Source organism: Mesorhizobium sp. M0243 (assembly GCF_040321775.1).
Lineage (GTDB): Bacteria > Pseudomonadota > Alphaproteobacteria > Rhizobiales > Rhizobiaceae > Mesorhizobium.
The window spans coordinates 113390-134878 of the sequence record NZ_JAMYSF010000016.1 but is presented as its reverse complement, the minus strand read 5'-3'; the positions used below and the strand labels follow the sequence as shown (position 1 = coordinate 134878).

Here is a 21489-nt window from a genome sequence, read left to right as displayed (position 1 = left end):
ATGGCGCCGGTTTTTGCGATGCTCGTGCTCAGTTCACCGGCGGATAGAGCGTGTCGATGATCATGCGTGCATCGTGGCGCGAATCGATCATGCCATAGGTGTTGCGCCATTGGCCGGCCAAACGCGTCTCGACGAAAGCGTCGGCGATCCGCCCTGCCCCCAGACGGCGCAATTCCGCCGCCGCAGCCGACAGTGCCAGCTGCTCGGTCAGCAGCCGGGCAGAACCTTCGTCGGTTGAAGCAACCTGCATCGCCGCCTTCAGCACGCCGATCGTGCCGCGTCCGCCGGCGCCGAGATCACGGTCGATGCCGGCCAGCACATCCTCGAACAGGCCGGGCGCACGGCCGAGCACGCGCAGCACATCAAGCGCCATGACATTGCCCGAGCCTTCCCAGATCGCATTGACCGGGGCCTCGCGATAGTAGCGGGCGAGTGGCGCCTCCTCGACATAGCCATTGCCGCCGAGGCACTCCATAGCCTCATAGAGCAAAGGCGGCGCGATCTTGCAGACCCAGTATTTGACGACCGGCGTCATGGCCCGAGCAAACGCCGCCTCGCCGCGATCGCCGGCCGCCTCGTCGAAGGAGCGCGCCAACCGGAACGACAGCGCGGTGGCGGCGGCGACATCGAGCGCCATGTCGGCCAGAACGCGCTGCATCAACGGCTGCTCGATCAGGGTCGAACCGAACACCTGGCGATGGCGGGCGTGGTGAACGGCCTCGGCCAGGCCCGCGCGCATGATCGCCGACGATGCGATGGCACAATCGAGCCGGGTCAGGGTGACCATGTCCATGATCGTCTTCACACCGGCACCGGCTTCGCCGACCATCTCGCCGATGGCATTGACAAATTCGACTTCGGAGGAGGCGTTCGAACGATTGCCGAGCTTGTCCTTCAGCCGCTGAAAGCGGAAGCCGTTGCCCGAGCCGTCACCGAGAACGCGCGGCACGAGGAAGCACGATAGTCCCTCAGGCGCCTGCGCCAGCACCAGGAAGGCATCCGACATCGGCGCCGACATGAACCATTTGTGCCCGTTCAGACGATAAAAACCGCTGCCGGCGCGTTCCGCCCTCGTCACATTGGCGCGCACATCGGTGCCGCCCTGTTTCTCGGTCATGCCCATGCCGAGCGTCAGCCCGGTCTTCTCGACCGGCGGCTTTTGGCTCTGGTCGTATTTGCGCGTCGTCACGCGCGGCGCCCATTCGCGAAACAGTTTCGGGCTGGCCATCAAGGCCGCCAGCGAAGCGTTGGTCATGGTGATGGGGCACAGATGCCCGGTCTCGAGCTCAGCCGTGAGATAAAACCGGGCGGCGCGGACCTGATGGCGGCGGCCGATCTCGGTGTCGCCGTTCTCCCACACCGAGGAATGCAGCCCGTTGGCCACAGAGCGGCGCATCAAGGCGTGATAGGCGGGATGGAACTCAACCACGTCGATGCGCCGTCCCTGGCGATCATGCGTCCTGAGCTTCGGCGTCTCGACATTGGCGAGGCGCGCCAATTCCTGCGCCTCCTGCGTCAGCACAAAGCGGCCGAGACCATCGAGTTCCTTGCGCACCGGATCGGAAAAACGCTCCGCTAGCTGGATCAGCAACGGATCGCCCCGCCAGGCGTTGCCGCCCGTCAGCGGCGGCGGCTGGTTCGTCACGTCGTCGGTCACGCCCAATCCTTCTATCGTCAGAAAGCCACGAATCCAAGGCTGTCGGCTAGATATAGCCAAGCCATGCAGCGCGCGCGATGAAAATACCGGCCGATACAATCGGCTATCTACACGAAAAAATTGAGGAGAACGGCTACAATGCAAAGCTGGCGCTTGCGGCCGCAAAGTCTCCACCCTATAGCAGCGCCTTGAGATGACCGACGCTTCGTCCCCCTATCCTCATCGCCATCTTCTGGGCATCCGCGACCTTTCCCCCGCCGATATCGAGCTGTTGCTCGACAGGGCGGACCGGGCGGTCGCGATCTCGCGGCAGTCCGAGAAGAAAACCTCGACGCTGCGCGGCCGCACCCAGATCAACCTCTTCTATGAAGCCTCGACGCGCACACAGTCGTCGTTCGAGCTTGCCGGAAAGCGGCTCGGCGCCGATGTCATGAACATGTCGGTGGCAAGCTCTTCGGTGAAGAAGGGCGAAACGCTCATCGACACGGCGATGACGCTGAACGCCATGCGGCCCGACATCCTGATCATCCGCCACCAATCGGCCGGTGCTGCCGCCCTTCTGGCGCAGAAGGTCGGCTGCTCCGTCGTCAACGCCGGCGACGGCGCGCATGAACACCCGACACAGGCGCTGCTCGATGCGCTGACCATTCGTCGCGCCAAGGGTCCGCTGTCGAAGCTCATCGTGGCAATCTGCGGCGACATCCTGCATTCGCGCGTGGCGCGTTCCAACATCATGCTGCTCAACGCGCTCGGCGCGCAGGTGCGCGTCGTCGCTCCGTCGACGCTGCTGCCCACCGGCATCGAGAAGATGGGCGTCATCGTAACCCGTTCGATGGCCGAAGGCCTCAAGGGCGCCGATGTGGTGATGATGCTGCGCCTGCAGCGCGAGCGCATGGAGGGCGCCTTCGTGCCTTCGGTCCGCGAATATTTCCGCTATTTCGGCCTCGATGCCGAGAAACTGAAGGCCGCCAAGGATGACGCGCTGGTGATGCATCCCGGGCCGATGAACCGCGGCGTCGAGATCGCCTCGGAAATCGCCGACGGTCCGCAAAGCGTCATCCAGGAACAAGTTGAAATGGGCGTCGCCGTGCGCATGGCGGTGATGGAAGCGCTTCTTGACCCGCGCCGTAATCAAGAGGGCCGCGGCGCATGAGCATAACGGTCTTTGAGCGCGCCCGCGTTGTCGACCCCTCGCGCGGCATCGATGAAGTCGGCGCCGTCTTCGTCGATGGCCGCAAGATCGTAGCCGCCGGCAAAGCAGCGCTGAACCAGGGCGCGCCCGAGGGCGCCACCGTTATCAACTGCGCCGGCAAGGCGATCATTCCAGGCCTGATCGACGGCCGTGTCTTCATCGGCGAACCGGGCGGCGAGCATCGCGAGACCATTGCGTCGGCAAGTGTCGCGGCGGCGGCCGGCGGCGTCACATCCATCGTCATGATGCCCGATACCGATCCGGTGATCGACAATGTGGCGCTGGTCGAATTCGTGCTGCGCACCGCCAAGGACACGGCCATCGTCAACGTCTTTCCGGCTGCGGCGATCACCAAGGGCCTCGACGGGCGCGAAATGACCGAGTTCGGCCTGCTGCGCGAAGCCGGCGCCGTCGCCTTCACCGATGGCCGCCACACCATATCGAGCGCGCTGGTGATGCGCCGCGCGCTGACCTATGCGCGCGACTTCGACGCCACCATCGTGCATGAGACGCAGGATGCGGACCTCGGTTCATCCGGCGTGATGAATGAAGGCCTCTACGCCAGTTGGCTCGGCCTCTCCGGCGTTCCGCGCGAAGCCGAATCCATCCCGCTGGAGCGCGATCTGGCCTTGGCCCGGCTGACGCGTGGTTCGTACCATGCAGCAAAGATCTCGACGGCGATGGCGGCAAACGCCATAACGCGTGCGAAAGCCGACGGCGCGACGGTGACGTCAGGCGTGGCGATCCACAATCTGTCGCTGAATGAAAACGATGTCGGCGAATACCGCACCTTCTTCCGCCTGACGCCACCTTTGCGCGCCGAGGAAGACCGGTTGGCGATGATCGAGGCGGTCAGGGACGGCACGATCGACATCATCGTCTCCTCGCATGATCCGCAGGATGTCGACACCAAGCGCCTGCCCTTCGCCGATGCGGCGGCCGGCGCCATAGGGTTGGAGACGCTTCTGGGCGCCGCACTGCGGCTCTACCACAATGGCGATGTGCCGTTGCTGCGGCTGATAGAAACCCTGTCCACCGCTCCCGCAAAACTGTTCGGCCTGCCCGGCGGCACGCTGAAGCCGGGCGCTGTCGCCGATCTTGCGCTTGTCGACCTCGACGGACCCTGGATCGTCAGCGAAAGCGGCATTCGTTCGCGGTCGAAAAACACCTGTTTCGAAGGCGCGCGACTGCAAGGCAAGGTCTTGCAAACGCTGGTTGCGGGCCGCACAGTGTTTTCCGCCTGAACCGGCCACGGCGCATCGCGCCTGATCCGGCCGAACTGGGGAAATGCGGGGGAAACAATGATTTACAGCCTCATCCCAGCGCTCGTGTTCGGCTATTTGCTTGGCTCGATTCCGTTCGGGCTCCTGCTCACCCGCGCGGCTGGCCTTGGCGATGTGCGCAAGATCGGCTCTGGCAATATCGGCGCCACCAACGTTCTGCGCACCGGAAACAAGGGCCTTGCCGCCGCGACGCTGCTGCTCGACGCGCTGAAGGGCACGGCCGCCGTGCTGATAGCAGGCCATTTCGCGCCTGACCTGGCGATCTGGGCCGGTCTCGGCGCCTTTCTCGGTCATCTCTTCCCGGTCTGGCTCGGTTTCAAGGGCGGCAAGGGCGTCGCCACCTATCTCGGTGTGCTGATCGGCCTTTCCTGGCAGGTGGCGCTGATCTTCGCCGTCGCCTGGCTGGTGATGGCATTCCTCTTCCGGTATTCCTCGCTTGCGGCGCTGACAGCGGCGGTCATCGTGCCGATCGCCCTCCATGTCCTGAGCACACCGCAGAATGCGGCCTTGTTCGTGCTGATGAGCATCATCGTTTTCATCAAGCACCGGGAAAACATTTCACGCCTGCTTGCCGGCACCGAGGGCAAGATCGGAGCCAAGGGGTGAGCGAGCCTGCCGCCGTCGTGAGTGGGCCGGCCGCCGGGCCGCGTCTCAGCGACCGGCAGCGGCTGAGCTGGCTGCGGCTGATCCGCACCCAGAATGTCGGCCCCGCATCCTTTCGCGACCTCATCAACCGTTTCGGTTCGGCCGAGGTGGCGCTGGAGATATTGCCGGAACTGATGATTTCGGGCGGCGCCATCCGGATCGCTCGCATCCCTTCCGTTGCCGAAGCCGAGGCGGAACTGGAACTAGCCGGAAAGGCCGGCGCCCGCTTTGTCGGGATCGGTGAGACAGACTACCCACCCCTGTTGCGCAACATGGACCATCCGCCGCCCCTGCTGGCGGTAAAGGGCAACGCAGCTGTTTTCCGGCTGCCGGGTGTCGCCATCGTCGGGGCACGCAACGCGTCGCTGGCCGGCATCAAGATGGCACGCATGCTGGCAGCCGACCTCGGCCGCGACGGCTACGCAATCGTCTCCGGCCTGGCGCGCGGCATCGACACCGCGGCGCATCAGGGCAGTCTTGCGACCGGCACGATCGGCGTCCTGGCTGGCGGTCTCGACCTGCCTTACCCGCCTGAAAATGCCGGCCTGTGCGAGGAAATCGCCGAGCGTGGCGCCATCATTTCGGAGATGCCGTTCGGCTGGCAGCCGCGCGCCCAGGATTTTCCGCGCCGCAACCGCCTTGTTGCGGGTGCGGTCCTTGGGCTGGTGGTGGTCGAGGCAGCGCAACGCTCCGGCTCCCTGATCAGCGCCAGGCTTGCCGGCGAAATGGGCCGGCTGGTCTTTGCCGTGCCGGGCTCACCGCTCGATCCACGCGCCGCCGGTACCAACGGCCTGCTCAAGGATGGTGCCACCCTGGTCACCGAGGCATCGGATATTTCCAGGGCGATCGCCCCGCTGACCGGCATGCGGGCGCCCGACGTGCCGCCGTTCGAAGAGCCGCCCGACTTCTCGGCCACACCACCGCCCGGCGAAAGCGACCGCGCCCGCGTCATCGAGGCGCTCGGCCCGACGCCAGTGGCGGTCGACGAGATCATCCGCCACACCGGCCTGCACCCGGCCCAGGTCTTCATGGTGCTGCTGGAACTCGACCTCGCCGGCCGGCTCGAACGCCACGCCGGCGCCAATGTTTCGCTGGTGTTCGGGGAGCCTTCGGTCTGACGCTGTTCGCATTTTCGCGCCGCCGAACTCCTTCGAGAAGCTCGGCGAGGATGGCCTTTTCAGCCGGCTTTCCGCTTTGCCGCGCCTGTGCTCATCTGTTCGACGCCAAGACCGGCCGGCGGATTGTAGGGCAAAGGTCTGATATCCCGAGGCAAAGGTCTCAAGCAAAAGTTGGCTCTTGCCACTCGCGTCCGTTGGCACCAATCTCGCTCAGCCGCTCATCGGTGGATGTCGGCATGACAGGATCTTGCCATGACACGCGATCAGATGCTCGCCCACCTTCGATCCGCCGACGCGGTCGCGCGCGAGGCGGCGGCGCATGGGCATCATCCGTTTGGTTGCGTGCTGGTCGGGCCGGACGATCGGGTGCTGATGCGGCAAGGCAATCTCGACACGGTGCGCCACGCCGAGACGGAGCTCGCCCGGCGCGCCGCGGCAGCCTACGAGCCGGAGTTCTTATGGCAATGCACGCTGGTCTCAACCGGTGAGCCCTGCGCGATGTGCACCGGAACGCTCTACTGGGCGAATATCGGCCGGCTGGTCTACGGCTTCGAGGAGACCGAGCTGCTGGCGCTCACCGGGGATCACGCAGAGAATCCGACGATGAGCCTCTCTTCGCGCACCGTCCTCGACTCCGGCCAGAAAAAGATCGAGGTCTTTGGCCCCTTCCCCGAAATCGCCGACGAGATGCTCGCACCGCACCGCGCTTTCTGGAAGCGTTGACGGCTTCCCCACCGGTTGTGGTGTGCCCTTCCCGAGAGATGGGTGACAGTTTATCGCGTGGATTTGGTGAGCGCGATGGGATTCGAACCCATGACCTACTGATTAAAAGTCAGTTGCTCTACCGGCTGAGCTACGCGCTCCCGCGGGCGAAAGGCGGCCCTCGAAATTGCGCGGAACATAGGGAGAGTGCCTCGACCGGTCAACCGGAAAAAGAGGGCTCGCAAACACGGGCGGCTTCGCCCTGTCGCGACACTTGCCAGCCGCGCCATCGGTGGGAGAACAGCCAAGGGAACACTGGCATTTCTGCCCGACAGCGGCATCCAGTCTGGGGAACAATTGTATGCGCCGCTCGTTTTCCCGGCACAGGGACGTCCGCCAAACTATCGAGGAGAAGACCAATGAACAGAATCACAACGAGCCTGCTGGCGGCCACTCTCTCCGTCACATTCGTTGCGGCGGAGGCGGTGTCCGTTAATGCCCAACCGAACTATGTGCCGCAATCCCAGGTCGCGGTGCCGGATGTGCAGACAGTCCAGTACCGGGAGTGGCGTAAGGACCGCCACAATCGCAATTTTTCGCGTGACCGCAGTTTTTCGCGTGACCGCAATTTTTCCCGCAATCGCGGCGCATATTGGAACGGCCATCGGGGCTATCGCGAATATCGCCCCGGCTACCGTCGTCACGGCGATTATTGGTTCCCGCTTGCCGCCTTCGCTACTGGCGCGCTGATTACCGGCGCAATCATCAACAACGAAAACAACCGCGTCTACGGAGGCAACGCCCACGTCCAATGGTGCTACGACCGCTATCGCAGCTACCGTGCTTCGGACAACACGTTCCAGCCGAATTACGGCCCTCGCAAGGAGTGCCGTTCGCCTTACTGATCAAGGCGCGTTTAAGTAGCTGAGATGCGTTAGTGGAGCTCGCGCCGGCAACGGCGCGGGCTTTTGATCCTTTGGCCGGAAGACGAACAGTTGCCGTCAGCTTGCCCAGTTGATGCTCTTGAGCATCAGATAAAAGCCACCGCCGTCCTCTCTGCTGGGACAACGATAGATACCCAACCCATTGCAGATACGGGCCATCACCGCACTGAGTTCCCAACCAACCACTTCCAGCGCATTGTCCGCATCCGTCGCATAGGCTTGGGCCAGTTCGTCGATGCCATTCTGCTCCCCGAAGGATCGGACTAGCTTTGCATCGCTGAGGAGCTCGCTGGGCAGGCTGGAATTTGCCCAAGCCCACAGCCAGTTTCCGGCCTCCGTGCTCGTTGAGCCGACAATCTGGATTTCGGTAACGACCTTGGCGACCCCGTCTTGCGAGAACAGAAGCGTTCCGGCCGTCAGGTCATAGTCATAGCGCAACCAGCTACCGAGGTGGAGATCTTTTTTCAAGCGTGCATTCTTGGCCTTCAGCTGTTCGATAGCCTCGTCGCGCCAAGCAGGATACCAATCTGGCTGCATTCCTCGCGCCCCATCACCCGCCACTGATGGCTGTTTATGACACGCTGAGCGTCCTGCGCACAGCATCGCGCCAACCAGCGAGCTTAGCTGCGCGCACGGAGCCATCCATGTCCGGCTTGAAGCGCCGTTCGAGTGCCCAACTCTTCGCAAACTTCTTTGCATCCGGCCAAACGCCAGCTTTCGAGCCGGCCAGCCAGGCTGCACCGAGCGCGGTCGTCTCGAGAATGGTCGGGCGGTCGACCGGCGCATCGAGGATGTCGGCCAGCCGCTGCATGGTCCAGTCCGACGCCACCATGCCGCCATCGACACGCAGCACTGTCTTGGCCGAAGCGCCTTTCCAGTCCTTGCGCATGGCGTCGAGCAGGTCGCGTGTCTGGTAGGCGACGGATTCGAGCGCGGCGCGGGCAAACTCCGCCGGTCCTGAATTGCGCGTCAGTCCGAAAATCGCACCGCGTGCCTCGGCGTCCCAATGCGGCGCGCCGAGCCCGACGAAGGCCGGCACCAGATAGACGTTTTGGGTCGGATCGGCTTCATCAGCCAGTTTGCCGCTCTGTTCGGCCTTGCCGATCACCTTGATGCCATCACGCAGCCATTGCACCGCAGCACCGGCAATGAAGATCGAGCCCTCCAGCGCGTAAGTCGTCTTGCCGTTCAGCCTGTGGGCAATGGTGGTCAAGAGCCGGTTCTTCGAACGCACCAGGTCGCTGCCTGTGTTGAGGAGCGCAAAACAGCCGGTGCCGTAGGTCGATTTCATCATGCCTGGCTCGAAGCAGGCCTGGCCGATGGTTGCCGCATGCTGGTCGCCGGCGACACCGAGGATTCTTATCTCGGCGCCAAAGAGATTTTTCTCCGTGATTCCATAGTCATCGGCGCAGTCCTTCACCTCGGGAAGCATTTCTACCGGGATGTTGAGGATCGACAGCAACTCGTCGTCCCAGGCATTCTCAGCGATATTGTAGACCAGCGTGCGCGAGGCGTTGGTGGCGTCCGTTGCGTGGACCTTGCCGCCGGTCAGCCGCCAGATCAAAAAGCTGTCGATGGTGCCGGCGAGCAATTCGCCCTTCTCGGCGCGTTTTTTCGCGCCTTTCACCTTGTCCAACATCCAGGCGATTTTGGTGCCGGAAAAATAGGGATCGAGCAGCAGGCCGGTCTTGCGGGTGAACTTTTTCTCCAACCCTTGCTTCTTGAGTTTCTGGCACAGCGGCGCGGTGCGCCGGTCCTGCCAGACAATGGCATTGTGGATCGGCTTGCCGGTCGCCCTGTCCCAGATGACCACGGTTTCGCGCTGATTGGTGATGCCGATCGCGGCCACGTCGGAAGCATTCCGGCCGGCCTTCTTCAGCGCCGCCTTCACGGTCGACACCACACTCGCCCAGATATCCTCGGGATCGTGCTCGACCCAGCCGGAGGCCGGATAGTGCTGGGCGAATTCCTTTTGCCCACTGCCGGCGACCTTCATCTCGCCGTCGAACAGGATCGCCCGGGTCGAAGTCGTGCCCTGGTCGATGGCAAGGATATATCCGGTCATTATGCCTCCCCGCTTTGTCTTTTACACAAACAGGGGAGACGGCAAGATGCCGCCTCCCCCAATGTCACACGGGCGCAGACGCCCGCTTAGAACAGTCTTACTTTTGCCAGCTCTTCACCAGCTCGTCGTAATTGATGGTGACCGGCTTTTCCTTCTCGTTCTCGATCTTCAACTGAGGAGCGAGATTGCCCTTCTTGACCGCGTCGGCGTTCCAGTAGGCGAGGTCATGCTCTTCGGCCATCTTCGGGCCGATATCGCCCTGGATGCCGGCCTTTTCCAGGCGTTCCATGACCTTTTCCTGCTCAGAGCAAAGCGAGTCCATCGCCTCCTGTGCCGTCTTGGCACCCGACGACGCATCGCCGATCGCCTGCCACCAGAGCTGTGCCAGCTTCGGATAGTCCGGAACGTTCGTTCCGGTCGGCGACCACTGAACACGGGCCGGCGAGCGGTAGAACTCGATCAGGCCGCCGAGCTTCGGAGCGCGTTCCGTGAAGCTCTTGTCCTGGATCGTCGACTCGCGGATCAGCGTCAGGCCGACATGGCTCTTCTTCACGTCGACCGTCTTCGATACGACGAACTGCGCATAGAGCCAGGCGGCCTTGGCGCGATCGTCAGGCGTGGACTTGAGAAGCGTCCATGAACCCACGTCCTGGTAGCCGAGCTTCATGCCGTCCTTCCAGTAGACGCCATGCGGCGAGGGAGCAAAGCGCCATTTCGGGGTGCCGTCCGCGTTCACGACCGGCAGCCCTTCCTTGACGAAGGAGGCGGTGAAGGCGGTGTAGGTGAACATCTGCTGCGCGACCGTGCCCTGCGACGGGACGGGGCCGGATTCGCCGAACGTCATGCCTTGGGCTTCCGGCGGCGCATAGGCCTTCAGCCAATCCAGGTACTTCTGGATCGAATATACGGAAGCCGGGCCGTTGGTGTCGCCGCCGCGCGCGACGCACGAGCCGACAGGCTGCGACTTCTCGTTGACCTTGATGCCCCATTCGTCGACCGGAAGACCGTTCGGCAGGCCCTTGTCGCCATTGCCGGCCATGGACAGCCAGGCATCGGTGAACCGCCAGCCGAGCGAGGGGTCCTTCTTGCCGTAGTCCATGTGGCCATAGACCTTCTTGCCGTCGATTTCGCGGCCGGTGAAGAACTCGGCGATGTCCTCATAGGCCGACCAGTTGACCGGAACGCCGAGGTCGTAGCCGTACTTGGCCTTGAAATCGGCCTTGTTCTTCTCGTCGTTGAACCAGTCGTAGCGGAACCAGTAGAGATTCGCGAACTGCTGGTCGGGCAGCTGGTAGAGGTCGCCGTCCGGAGCGGTCGTGAACTTGGTGCCGATGAAGTCGGCGAGGTCGAGGTTGGGATTGGTGACATCCTTGCCCTCATTCGCCATCCACTTGGTCAGGCTGCGCGCCTGCTGGTACCGCCAGTGGGTGCCGATCAGGTCGGAGTCGTTGACGTAGGCGTCGTAAATGTTTTCGCCCGACTGCATCTGCGTCTGCAGCTTCTCGACGACATCGCCTTCGCCGATCAGGTCGTGAGTGATCTTGATGCCGGTGATCGCGGTGAAGGCGGGCGCCAAGACCTTGGACTCATAGCTATGCGTATCGATGGTCTCGGAGACCACCTTGATGTCCATCCCGGCGAAAGGCTTCGCGGCATCGATGAACCATTGCAATTCGGCTTCCTGGGCGCCGCGATCGAGCGTCGACAAGTCCTTGATTTCGGTATCGAGGAAAGTCTTGGCTTCGTCCATTCCGGCATAGGCCTGGCCTGCTCCCCAGAGCAGGACAAGCGCAGTCGTTGATGTTAAAAATTGCCTTCGCATTTCGTTCCTCCACTTTTCAAGTTTCAAGTGCGATCTGGAGCGGCCGTCGGCACGCGGTCGCTCCAACAGTTTCCCCCTCTATACGTAGCGGAACACGCCGACGGCGTAGACTACGGAGAGAGCGAGAGCCCACCACAGGTTGGGTCCGACAAGACCCAGCCAAGCGAGATGGATAAAGGCGCTGCCGAGCAGCGAAACAAAGAGGCGGTCGCCGCGCGTCGTCTCGAAGCGCAGGAGGCCGACCCGGGGATTGCCGCCAGGCGAGGCGTATTCCCAGACCGCCATGCCACAGAGCAGTACCAGGATCGTGATGAAAAAGATCGCCGTTGGCAGCGTCCATGCCATCCAGGTGAGGTTCATGGTCATACCCTCCCTAGGGCAAAGCCCTTGGCGATGTAGTTGCGGACGAACCAGATCACGAGCGCGCCTGGAAGGATGGTGAGCACGCCGGCGGCGGCCAGCACGCCCCAGTCGAGCCCGGAGGCCGAGACCGTACGCGTCATGATCGCCGCGATCGGTTTGGCGGCCGTCGTGGTCAAGGTGCGCGCGATCAGCAGTTCGACCCATGAGAACATGAAGCAGAAGAAGCAGGCCACGCCGACGCCGCTTGCGATCAGCGGCATGAAGATTTTCAGGAAGAAGCGCGGGAAGGAATAGCCATCGATATAGGCGGTCTCGTCGATCTCCTTCGGCACGCCGGACATGAAACCCTCGAGGATCCAGACCGCCAGCGGCACGTTGAACAGGCAGTGCGCCAGCGCCACCGCGATATGCGTGTCGATCAGCCCGAACGCCGAATAGAGCTGGAAGAACGGCAGCGCGAACACTGCCGGCGGCGCCATGCGGTTGGTCAACAGCCAGAAGAAGAGGTGCTTGTCGCCGAGGAACCGGTAGCGCGAGAAAGCGTAGGCCGCCGGCAGCGCCACCGAAACCGAGATCACCATGTTCATGACGACATAGATGATCGAATTGATGTAGCCCTTGTACCAGGACGGGTCGGTGAAGATCACGATGTAGTTGGCCAGGGTCGGGCTCTTCGGCCACAGCGAAAACGCGCCCAGAATCTCCTGATTGGTCTTGAAGCTCATATTGACCAGCCAGTAGATCGGCAGCATCAGAAAGATGATGTAGATCGTTGGCACCAACCACCAGAACCGGGATTCTTCGCCGCGCCGGCGCATCAGCCGCGCAAGCTGGTCCTGCGACAATGTGCTGGCGAGCCCGTCCGAAACCGCCGTCTCACGCACTCGGTCCTGCCTCGTCGTTCCTTCGTTGGCGCCGCTCATCTCAGCGCTCCGCATCGACATTGGTCATGACGGTGTAGAACACCCAAGACAGCAAAAGGATGATCAGGAAGTAGATGATCGACATGGCGGCCGCCGGCCCGAGATCGAACTGACCGATCGCAATCTTGACCAGGTCTATCGACAGGAACGTCGTCGAATTGCCAGGGCCTCCGCCCGTGACGACGAACGGCTCGGTGTAGATCATGAACGAGTCCATGAAGCGCAGCAGCACTGCAATCAGAAGCACGCGGTTCATCTTCGGCAGCTGGATGTAGCGGAACACTGCCCAGCGTGAGGCGCCGTCGATCTTGGCCGCCTGGTAGAAAGCATCGGGGATCGAGACCAGTCCGGCGTAGCAGAGCAGAACGACGAGGCTTGTCCAGTGCCATACGTCCATCAGGATGACCGTCACCCAGGCATCAGTCGGATCGTTGACGTAGTTGTAGTCGAAGCCGAGCGCCGACAGCGTGTAGCCGAGCAGGCCAATGTCGATGCGGCCGAATACCTGCCAAATCGTGCCGACGACGTTCCACGGGATCAGCAGCGGCAGAGCCATCAGCACCAGGCAGACTGGCACGCCCCAGCCTTTCTTGGGCATGTTAAGAGCGATGAAGATGCCGAGCGGAATCTCGATGGCGAGGATGGTTGCGGAAAAGATCAGGTTGCGGACCATCGACAGCCAGAAGCGTTCCGACTCCAGGATTTCGGTGTACCAGTCCGAGCCGTTCCAGAAGAAGACGTTGTTTCCGAACGTGTCCTGCACCGAATAGTTGACCACCGTCATCAGCGGGATCACCGCCGAGAACGCCACCAGCAGAAGAACCGGCAGCACCATAAACCAGGCCTTGTTGTTCCAGGTCTTCTCCATCTAGGCCTCCATCTCGACACGCCAGGAATCGGCATAGATGTTGATGCCGGCCGGGTCGAACCGCACCTTCGGATCGGCGGGCAGGGTCTCGTCCTCACCGATCACGGCAGAAATATCGCGGCCTTCGAGCTTGGCGCGCACCACCTTGTGGCGGCCGAGATCCTCGACCTTGCTGACCTGCACGGCCATGCCTTCGCGGCCGAGCCGGACATATTCGGGACGGATGCCGAGCTCGACGGCGCCGCTGCCTGCCTTTGGCGCGCCCGGCAGTTCGATGCGCTGCGAGCCGAGTGTCGCCGTCTTGCCGTCGATCGCCACCGGCATGACGTTCATGCCCGGCGAGCCGATAAAATAACCGACAAAGGTATGGCGTGGCCGTTCGAACAATTCGGCCGGTGTGCCGATCTGCACGATGCCGCCATCATACATGACCACGACCTGCTCGGCGAAGGTCAGCGCCTCGGTCTGGTCGTGGGTCACATAGACCATGGTGTAGCCAAAGCGGCGGTGCAACTGCTTCAGCTGCGAGCGCAGCACCCACTTCATGTGCGGATCGATGACGGTCAGCGGCTCGTCGAACAGGATGGCGTTGACGTCGGAGCGCACCAGCCCGCGGCCGAGCGAGATCTTCTGCTTCTGGTCGGCGGTCAGGCCCCTCGCCTTCTTCTTCGCCCAGGACGCCAGATCGATCATCTCCAACGTCTCGCGAACCTTGCGGTCGACATCGGCTTCCGGCACGCCGCGGTTGCGCAGCGGGAAGGCCAGATTATCGTAGACGGTCATGGTGTCGTAAATGACCGGGAACTGGAACACCTGCGCGATGTTGCGCTCCTGCGTCGATAAATTGGTCACGTCCTTGCCGTTGAACAGCAACTGGCCGTGCGAGGGGTGCAACAATCCCGAAATGATGTTGAGCAGCGTGGTCTTGCCGCAACCGGAGGGCCCGAGCAGCGCATAGGCGCCGCCGTCCTCGAAGACATGATGCACTTCCCGCAGCGCGAAATCGGCATCTTTCTGCGGGTTCGGCAGGTAGGAATGTCGGACATGGTTGACGTCGATGCGTGCCATCTCTTTGCCCTCAAGCCGCCAGCTTCGACGCAGTCACGGCGCTGCCGTGCTCGTCGAAAACCATGATGTGGCGCGGATCGATGAACACCTCGACCACCTCGTCTGGCTCGAAATGCCTGATACCATGGGTCAGCATGACCCAGCGCGCATCGGCGAAATCGAGATGGATGAAGCTCTCCGATCCGGTGATCTCGGTGATCGTCACCTTGGCACGCACCGGCACCGCCGCCGCATTGGGCCGCTCGAGCGACAAGTGGTGCGGCTGAAAACCGATCGTATAGATGGCGTCGGCAATGCCGGAGAGTTCGGCCGGCACCGGTAGGTTCACGCCGCCCTCGAGCAGGAAATCCCGACCCTTCTTGGCGAGCACGATGGTGTTAAGCGGCGGATCGGAAAACGTCCTGGCTGTCACCAGATCTACCGGCTTGCGGAACACCTCGATGGTCGGTCCGAACTGGGTGATCTTGCCTTGCGAAAGCGTCGCCGTGTTGCCGCCAAGCAGCAGGGCCTCGTGCGGCTCGGTGGTGGCGTAGACGAAGATGGTGCCGGCGGCGGCGAATATCCTGGGCAATTCGGCGCGCAGTTCCTCGCGCAATTTGTAGTCGAGATTGGCGAGCGGTTCATCGAGCAGGACCAGGCTGGCGTTCTTGACGATGGCGCGCGCCAGTGCGGTGCGCTGCTGCTGGCCGCCGGACAGGCTGAGCGGCGTGCGGTCGAGATAGGGTGTCAGCTTGAGAAGTGCGGCGGCTTCACCTACCTGGCTGTCGATCCTGGCCTGCTCGATGCCGGCTACCCGCAGCGGCGAAGCGATGTTCTCATAGACGGTCATCGCCGGATAGTTGATGAACTGCTGGTAGACCATGGCGATCTTGCGCTTCTGCACCGGCACGCCGGTGACATTCTGACCGTCGAACCAGATCGAACCGGAGGTTGGCACATCGAGGCCGGCCATCAGCCGCATCAAGCTGGTCTTGCCCGAAAGCGTCGGTCCGAGCAGGACGTTGAGCGAGCCGTGCTGGAGCGTCAGCGACACGTCGCTTATATGCTCGACCGCACCGACCGTCTTGGTGACGTTTCTCAGTTCCAGCATGACGCCTCCTCCCAGGCCTTCCGCATCAGCTCAAACCCCTCTTCATTCGGCAGCCGCGACATGGCGCCGGCTTATGCCGCGCATGAATTCATCGAGCGCCGCCACCTGCTCGCGGCTGAGATGCAGACCGCGCTTGGTCCGGCGCCACAATACATCTTCTGATGTGACGGCCCATTCGTTTTGAACGAGATAGCGCACCTCGGCCTCATAGAGATCGGCGCCGAAGTTGCGGCCGAGATCGACGTTCGATTTGGCCAGCCCCAACAGCATCCTCGCGCGGGTTCCATAGAGCCGGGTCAACCGGCGAGCCAGGCGCGCGTCGAGGAATGGATAAGCGGTTTTCAATTTCGCCACTTCGGCATCGAAACCGGTGGCCGGGAAATCGCCGCCCGGCAGTGGCGCGTTTGCCGTCCACGGCTTGCCGCGCTTGCCGAGAAAACCCTCGATCTTTTCCAGCATCGATTCCGACAGCCGGCGATAGGTGGTGATCTTGCCGCCGAAGGCGTTGACGATCGGGGCGGCGCCCTCGCCGCCATCGGCCTTGAGCACATAGTCGCGCGTCGCTTCCTGCGCCTTGGAGGCGCCGTCATCATAGAGCGGACGGACGGCCGAATAGGTCCAAACGATGTCCGAGCGCTTGACGGGTTGGGCGAAATATTCGCTTGCCGCGGCGCAGAGATAATCGATCTCGGTGTCGCTGATCTTCACGTCATGCGGATCGCCGGGATAATCCTGGTCGGTGGTGCCGATCAGGGTGAACTCTTCCTCATAGGGAATGGCGAAGATGATGCGGCCATCCTTGTTCTGGAAGAAATACGCGCGTGGATCGTCGAACTTCCTGGCGATGACAATGTGGCTGCCCTGCACGAGACGAACATTGTGCACATCGTTGAGCCCGACGACGCCGGACAGCACATGATCGACCCAGGGGCCGGCGGCATTGACCAGCAGTCGCGCCTTGATCTCCTCGGTCTCGCCGGTCTGCAGATCCTCGATCTGGATTGCCCACAGGCCGTTTTCGCGGCGCGCGCCGGTCACTTTCGTGCGGGTGCGAACCGTGGCGCCGCGGTCGGCGGCATCACGTGCGTTCAGCGCCACCAGCCGCGCGTCATTGACCCAGCCATCAGAATATTCGAAGGCCTTCTTGAACAGCGGCTTCAAAGGCTTACCGGCCGGATCCCTGGCCATGTCCAGCGTCCGGGTCGCGGGCAGCAATTTGCGCCCGCCAATGTGGTCGTAGAGGAAGAGACCGAGCCTGATCAGCCAGGCCGGGCGCAGGCCCTTGGCATAGGGCAGCACGAAGCGCATTGGCCAGATGATGTGCGGCGCGTTCTTCCACAAAACCTCGCGCTCCATCAGCGCCTCGCGCACCAGGCGGAATTCGTAGAATTCGAGGTAGCGCAGGCCGCCATGGATCAATTTGGTCGAACCCGAGGAGGTTCCGCTGGCGAGGTCGTTCATCTCGGCGAGAAACACGGAAAAGCCACGACCGACGGCATCACGGGCAATGCCGCAGCCATTGATGCCGCCACCTATGACGAAAATGTCACGGATCGGAGATGCGTCCACAATTCCTCCAACGATTTCGCATTGCACCATTTTTGGGCTTTTACGAAACCGTGTCGGAATTATTTCGAAATGATAACGAATGTCAAACGAAATATCGCGAGCGCGTGATATCGGGTGAAAACCGCCTAGGCGAGCGACGTCTCGATCAGCTGAACCTCGGCCTCCTGGCAGATCTTGCGCACTGACGGGATGTCGCAACGATCGGTGATGAAGGTGTTGACCTGCGACAGATGGCCGATGCGCACCGGTGCGGTTCGCTCGAATTTGGTCTGGTCGGAAACCAGGATGACATGCCTTGCATTGGCGATGATCGCCTGCGCCACCTTGACCTCGCGAAAATCGAAATCGAGCAAGGCGCCGTCATGGTCGATGGCGGATGCACCGATCACCGCGTAGTCGACCTTGAACTGCCTGATGAAGTCGACCGCCGCCTCGCCGACCACACCGCCATCGGACCCGCGCACGACACCACCCGCAATCACCACCTCGATCGACGGATATATCCGCATCCTATTGGCAACATTGATGTTATTGGTGATGACCATGAGACCGTTGTGATCGAGCAACGCCTTGCTGACCGACTCTGTCGTGGTGCCGATGTTGATGAACAGCGAGGCATTGTCGGGAATCAACCTGGCGGCCGCACGGCCGATCGCCTCCTTTTCGTCGGCGGCGATCTTGCGTCTCGCCTCATACTCCATGTTCTCGATGCCGGAGGGGTACAGCGCGCCGCCATGGATGCGCGAGAGCAGCCGCTGGTCGCACAAATCGTTGAGATCCTTGCGTATGGTCTGCGGCGTCACATTGAAGTGGGTGGCCAGATCATCTACCAGCACGCGGCCATGATCCTTGGCCATCTGGATAATCTCGGCATGGCGTGGCGACAGATACATGGGGCAACCTCCCGTTTTCGTTTTTCTTGTCTATAGTCGAAAACGAAATCGATGGAAAGGCATAAGCCGGCTAACGAAATCAGCGATCCAGGCCACGTGCTACTTCAGTAATGACGACAAAAGCCGCATCGACATCGGCGGCGGTCGCCTCGAACTGTCCGACCTGGAACCGGATTGCGATCCTGTCGTCGACCCTCGTCTGCGTCAGGTAAATACGGCCATCGTCATTGATCGCATTGACCAGGCGCAGATTGTGCTCGTCCGCATCGGTTGCGGTCTTGTGTCGGAACGAGAACAACGACAGCATCGGTTCGCTGACGATCTCGAAATCCGGCTCCCTTGCCAGCCGCGCCGCCAACCCTTCGCTCCACCCGACATGATTGCGGATCATCGTGCGCAGATTTTCCAGGCCATGGGCGCGCAGCAGGAACCACAATTTCAGCGCGCGGAAGCGCCGGCCAAGCGGCACCGACCATTCGGAATAGTTGATGATGCCGTCATGACCGTGCGTCTTCAGATAATCCGGCTTGATGGCCAGCGTCCTGACATGGCTCTCGGGATCGCGCAGGAACTGGATCGAGCAGTCGAACTGCGCGCCCAGCCATTTGTGCGGATTGAAGACGATCGAATCGGCGCCTTCGACGCCTGTCCAGAAATGCCGATACTCCGGACAGATCATCGCCGATCCCGCCCATGCGGCGTCGACGTGAAGATAAAGCCCATGCCGCCGTGCGACCTCGACAACCGCTGCAATGTCGTCGGTGCCGCCGGTGCTGGTGCCGCCTACGCAAGCGATGATGCCGGCCGGCTGCATGCCGGCTTCCAGGTCGGCGGCGATTGCCGCCTCGAGTGCTGCCGTGTCCATGGCGCGAAAGCGGCCGCCGACCGGAATGCGCACGAGATTGTCCTCGCCGATGCCGGACACCCAGATCGCCCGGTCGATCGACGTGTGCACCTGATCGGAGGAATAGATGCGCAGCCGCGCCTGCCCTGCCAGGCCTTGTTTGTTGCCTTGCCAATCGAGCGCCCGCTCGCGCATGGTCAGCACCGCGGCCAGTGTCGCCGACGAGGCTGAATCCTGGATCACCCCGGAAAACCCTTCGGGCAGGCCGAGCGCCTGGCGCATCCAGTCGACGGTGCGCGTTTCGAGTTCGGTCGCCGCCGGCGACGTTTGCCAGAGCATGCATTGCGCGGCCATCGCCGAAACCAGATATTCCGCCACCACCGAGACCGGCGCCGCATTGGCCGGGAAATAGGCGAAGAAACGCGGATGCTGCCAATGCGTCATTCCCGGCAGGATCTTCTCTTCGAAGTCGGCGAAGATCCGGTCCATCGGTTCGGCGTCTTCGGGCGGCGAAACCTCAATGCTTCCAGAAATGGCGCCGGGTTCTACCAGTGGCCGCACGGGGCGGTCGCGCAGATTGTTGCGATAGTCAGCGCCCCAGTCGGCGGCGCGCCGCGACCATTGCCGGAAATCATCGTTGTTCATCCTGTCCTCCCGACATGATCGACCGCCACCATCCATCGCGGCTGGCCTCCTTATTAATTAACGCGTGAAATATATGCAACCAGCAACGGATGCCGCACGCCTCAGCCGGGGAAATCCGGCAGGCTGGCAAAGGCCGTCTTCAGCGCATTCGACCAGCCGTCGGAGATCGTGCGGTAGTACTGGTCATCCTGGCCGATCCGCTTCTTCAATCCGACCTTGAAGGCGTCCTTCTCCAGGAAGAGCAGGTCGAGCGGCAAGCCGACGGACAGGTTCGACTTCAACGTCGAATCGAACGACACCAAAAGCAGCTTCACCGTCTCGGCCAGGCTCATCGTCCTTTCGTAGGCGCGGATGATGATCGGCTTGCCGTATTTGGTCTCGCCGATCTGGAAAAACGGCGTGTCATCGGTCGATTCGATGAAATTGCCTTCGGGATAGATCATGAACAGGCGCGGCTCGCTGCCCTTGATCTGACCGCCGAGGATGAAGGACGCATTGAAATAGGAATCCGCCTTTTCGCCAGCGGGTGACGAATTGGCGATGACCTCCTTGACCGTGTCGCCAACAATGCGGACCGTTTGGTACATCGACGGCGTTTCGAGCACCGTAGAATGCCTTTCGGAGATCGCCTTGGTGCGCTCGTCGAGCAGGCTGACCACGGCCTGCGTCGTCGCCAGATTGCCCGCCGACATCAAAACGATGACACGCTCGCCCGGCTCTTCCCAGACATGCATCTTGCGAAAGGTGGAGATGGAATCCATGCCTGCATTGGTGCGCGTGTCCGACATGAACACGAGCCCGCGGTCGATCTTCAGGCCAACGCAATAGGTCATGGAATCTCTTCTAGAGCAATTCCAGGAAAAGTGTGAAGCGGTTTTCCGTGCGGAATTGCGTTAAAACAAGGGGATAGAGCGGTTCGGCGTTCCTTGAAACGATGAATCGCTCGGCAGCAATCGTGCGGAGGATTACTGCTCCACCGTGACGGTGACCGCAAGCCGTTCTTCCGCCTGTCCCAGCCGAATTCCCGACACCGGCGTGGCGTCGCGGTAATCGCGGCCCGTTGCCACCTTTACATAACGCTCGTCGGGTGAAATGCCATTGGCGGCATCAAAGGCAACCCAGCCGAGACCCGAGACATGCGCTTCGGCCCAGGCATGGCTGGCCGCCTGCTCGACCGTGGCATCCAGCATCAGATAGCCGCTGACATAGCGAGCTGGAAAGCCCATGGCGCGGGCGGCGGCGGCAAAGATATGGGTATGATCCTGGCAGACCCCGGTCTTGAGCGCCAAGGCTTCCTCCGCCGGCGTCGTCGCGTTGGTGGTGCCGGGCGTGTAGGCGACGCGTTCGCCGATGATGGCCATCAGCCGGTGCAGCCTTTCAATGTCGCTGCCCTTGCCGACCGACGCGGCGAGATCGCGAACACCGCTGCCGATCGTCGTCAATGGTGTCTCATGGCTGTACAGCCAGAGCGGCGTAAAGCCCTGGTGTGGTCCCGAGACACCCGCGGTGTCGCGCGTCACCACTTCGCCTGATGCTTCCACAGTGATGAAGTCGCGCTCGCCCTCGACGCTCAACAGCCTTGTGTCGTTGCCGAAATGGTCGACGAAGCGGACCTCTTCGCGCGCGCCTTCGATCGCCAGAGCCCAGGACAGAATGGTCTGCGTCGATCCGCTGACCGGAAGCAGCCGCAGCCGCTGCAACAGATAGTGCACCGGCGTATCGTAACGGTACTCGGTCCGGTGGGTGATCTTCAGCCGCATGCTTCTATTCCGTTTGTGAGCACGATCTCCGGACAAAC

The 21489-nt window shown here is 62.1% G+C and carries 20 protein-coding genes and 1 tRNA gene; 6 read left to right on the top strand and 15 right to left on the bottom strand.

The genetic code is table 11. From position 1 onward, the window contains the following. Window positions 1-28 precede the first annotated feature (28 nt). Window positions 29-1657, bottom strand: coding sequence for a DNA alkylation response protein (locus NKJ11_RS20965; protein WP_352794201.1), 1629 nt, complete (start codon window positions 1655-1657; stop codon window positions 29-31). Between the two features lie 193 nt (window positions 1658-1850). Between NKJ11_RS20965 and NKJ11_RS20960 the strand changes: the two genes are divergently transcribed. The 5 genes from NKJ11_RS20960 (at window position 1851) to NKJ11_RS20940 (ending at window position 6618) form a co-directional block, all read left to right on the top strand. Then, the gene (locus tag NKJ11_RS20960) at window positions 1851-2810 is read left to right on the top strand and encodes an aspartate carbamoyltransferase catalytic subunit (RefSeq protein WP_127411308.1); all 960 of its coding nucleotides are present in this window, start codon (window positions 1851-1853) and stop codon (window positions 2808-2810) included. Continuing rightward, a complete protein-coding gene (locus NKJ11_RS20955; protein ID WP_352612929.1) occupies window positions 2807-4093 on the top strand; it encodes a dihydroorotase in 1287 nt (428 codons plus the stop codon). The genes NKJ11_RS20960 and NKJ11_RS20955 overlap by 4 nt, the downstream gene beginning before the upstream one ends. Window positions 4094-4150: 57 nt before the next feature. Then, window positions 4151-4738: a glycerol-3-phosphate 1-O-acyltransferase PlsY gene (gene plsY / locus NKJ11_RS20950; protein WP_352612931.1), complete on the top strand. Its 588-nt coding sequence runs from the start codon at window positions 4151-4153 to the stop codon at window positions 4736-4738. A gap of 17 nt (window positions 4739-4755) precedes the next feature. Then, on the top strand, window positions 4756-5895 hold the full coding sequence (gene dprA / locus NKJ11_RS20945) for a DNA-processing protein DprA (protein ID WP_023812967.1): 1140 nt from the start codon (window positions 4756-4758) through the stop codon (window positions 5893-5895). 252 nt (window positions 5896-6147) lie between these two features. Continuing rightward, entirely contained in the window at window positions 6148-6618 is a 471-nt protein-coding gene (locus NKJ11_RS20940; RefSeq protein ID WP_352612933.1) for a nucleoside deaminase, read from the top strand. Window positions 6619-6682: 64 nt separating this feature from the next. On the opposite strand, the gene NKJ11_RS20935 is transcribed toward NKJ11_RS20940, so the two are convergent. Next, window positions 6683-6758 (bottom strand) — tRNA-Lys (locus NKJ11_RS20935). Window positions 6759-7016: 258 nt separating this feature from the next. Here NKJ11_RS20935 and NKJ11_RS20930 point away from each other — a divergent pair. After that, window positions 7017-7502, top strand: a complete 486-nt coding sequence (locus tag NKJ11_RS20930) for a BA14K family protein (protein WP_023812969.1) — start codon at window positions 7017-7019, stop codon at window positions 7500-7502. Between the two features lie 96 nt (window positions 7503-7598). Here NKJ11_RS20930 and NKJ11_RS20925 read toward each other — a convergent pair whose 3' ends face one another. From NKJ11_RS20925 to NKJ11_RS20865, 13 genes are all read right to left on the bottom strand, one after another. Beyond that, window positions 7599-8078, bottom strand: coding sequence for a DUF6882 domain-containing protein (locus tag NKJ11_RS20925; RefSeq protein WP_128303598.1), 480 nt, complete (start codon window positions 8076-8078; stop codon window positions 7599-7601). A gap of 34 nt (window positions 8079-8112) precedes the next feature. Further along, window positions 8113-9606 carry a glycerol kinase GlpK gene (gene glpK / locus NKJ11_RS20920; protein WP_352794199.1) on the bottom strand — a complete coding sequence of 498 codons (1494 nt, stop codon included), beginning with the start codon at window positions 9604-9606 and terminating at the stop codon, window positions 8113-8115. Between the two features lie 97 nt (window positions 9607-9703). Then, entirely contained in the window at window positions 9704-11428 is a 1725-nt protein-coding gene (locus tag NKJ11_RS20915; protein ID WP_023812972.1) for an ABC transporter substrate-binding protein, read from the bottom strand. 78 nt (window positions 11429-11506) lie between these two features. Further along, on the bottom strand, window positions 11507-11788 hold the full coding sequence (locus NKJ11_RS20910; protein WP_023812973.1) for a DUF2160 domain-containing protein: 282 nt from the start codon (window positions 11786-11788) through the stop codon (window positions 11507-11509). A gap of 2 nt (window positions 11789-11790) precedes the next feature. Further along, entirely contained in the window at window positions 11791-12714 is a 924-nt protein-coding gene (locus NKJ11_RS20905; protein ID WP_027036701.1) for a carbohydrate ABC transporter permease, read from the bottom strand. 1 nt (window position 12715) lies between these two features. Beyond that, on the bottom strand, window positions 12716-13582 hold the full coding sequence (locus tag NKJ11_RS20900) for a carbohydrate ABC transporter permease (protein WP_023812975.1): 867 nt from the start codon (window positions 13580-13582) through the stop codon (window positions 12716-12718). Continuing rightward, the gene (locus NKJ11_RS20895; protein WP_023812976.1) at window positions 13583-14650 is read right to left on the bottom strand and encodes an ABC transporter ATP-binding protein; all 1068 of its coding nucleotides are present in this window, start codon (window positions 14648-14650) and stop codon (window positions 13583-13585) included. It lies immediately after the preceding gene. A gap of 10 nt (window positions 14651-14660) precedes the next feature. Next, window positions 14661-15740, bottom strand: coding sequence for an ABC transporter ATP-binding protein (locus tag NKJ11_RS20890; protein ID WP_352612936.1), 1080 nt, complete (start codon window positions 15738-15740; stop codon window positions 14661-14663). Window positions 15741-15782: 42 nt separating this feature from the next. Then, window positions 15783-17309, bottom strand: coding sequence for a glycerol-3-phosphate dehydrogenase (gene glpD / locus NKJ11_RS20885; protein WP_023812978.1), 1527 nt, complete (start codon window positions 17307-17309; stop codon window positions 15783-15785). 125 nt (window positions 17310-17434) lie between these two features. Then, window positions 17435-18202: a DeoR/GlpR family DNA-binding transcription regulator gene (locus tag NKJ11_RS20880; RefSeq protein WP_127258922.1), complete on the bottom strand. Its 768-nt coding sequence runs from the start codon at window positions 18200-18202 to the stop codon at window positions 17435-17437. A 79-nt stretch (window positions 18203-18281) separates the two neighbouring features. Next, complete coding sequence (locus NKJ11_RS20875) at window positions 18282-19691, bottom strand: pyridoxal phosphate-dependent decarboxylase family protein (protein WP_352612938.1); 1410 nt, start codon at window positions 19689-19691, stop codon at window positions 18282-18284. A 101-nt stretch (window positions 19692-19792) separates the two neighbouring features. Beyond that, complete coding sequence (locus NKJ11_RS20870; RefSeq protein ID WP_023812981.1) at window positions 19793-20524, bottom strand: proteasome-type protease; 732 nt, start codon at window positions 20522-20524, stop codon at window positions 19793-19795. Between the two features lie 132 nt (window positions 20525-20656). After that, a complete protein-coding gene (locus NKJ11_RS20865) occupies window positions 20657-21451 on the bottom strand; it encodes a transglutaminase family protein (RefSeq protein WP_352442601.1) in 795 nt (264 codons plus the stop codon). Window positions 21452-21489 lie beyond the last annotated feature (38 nt).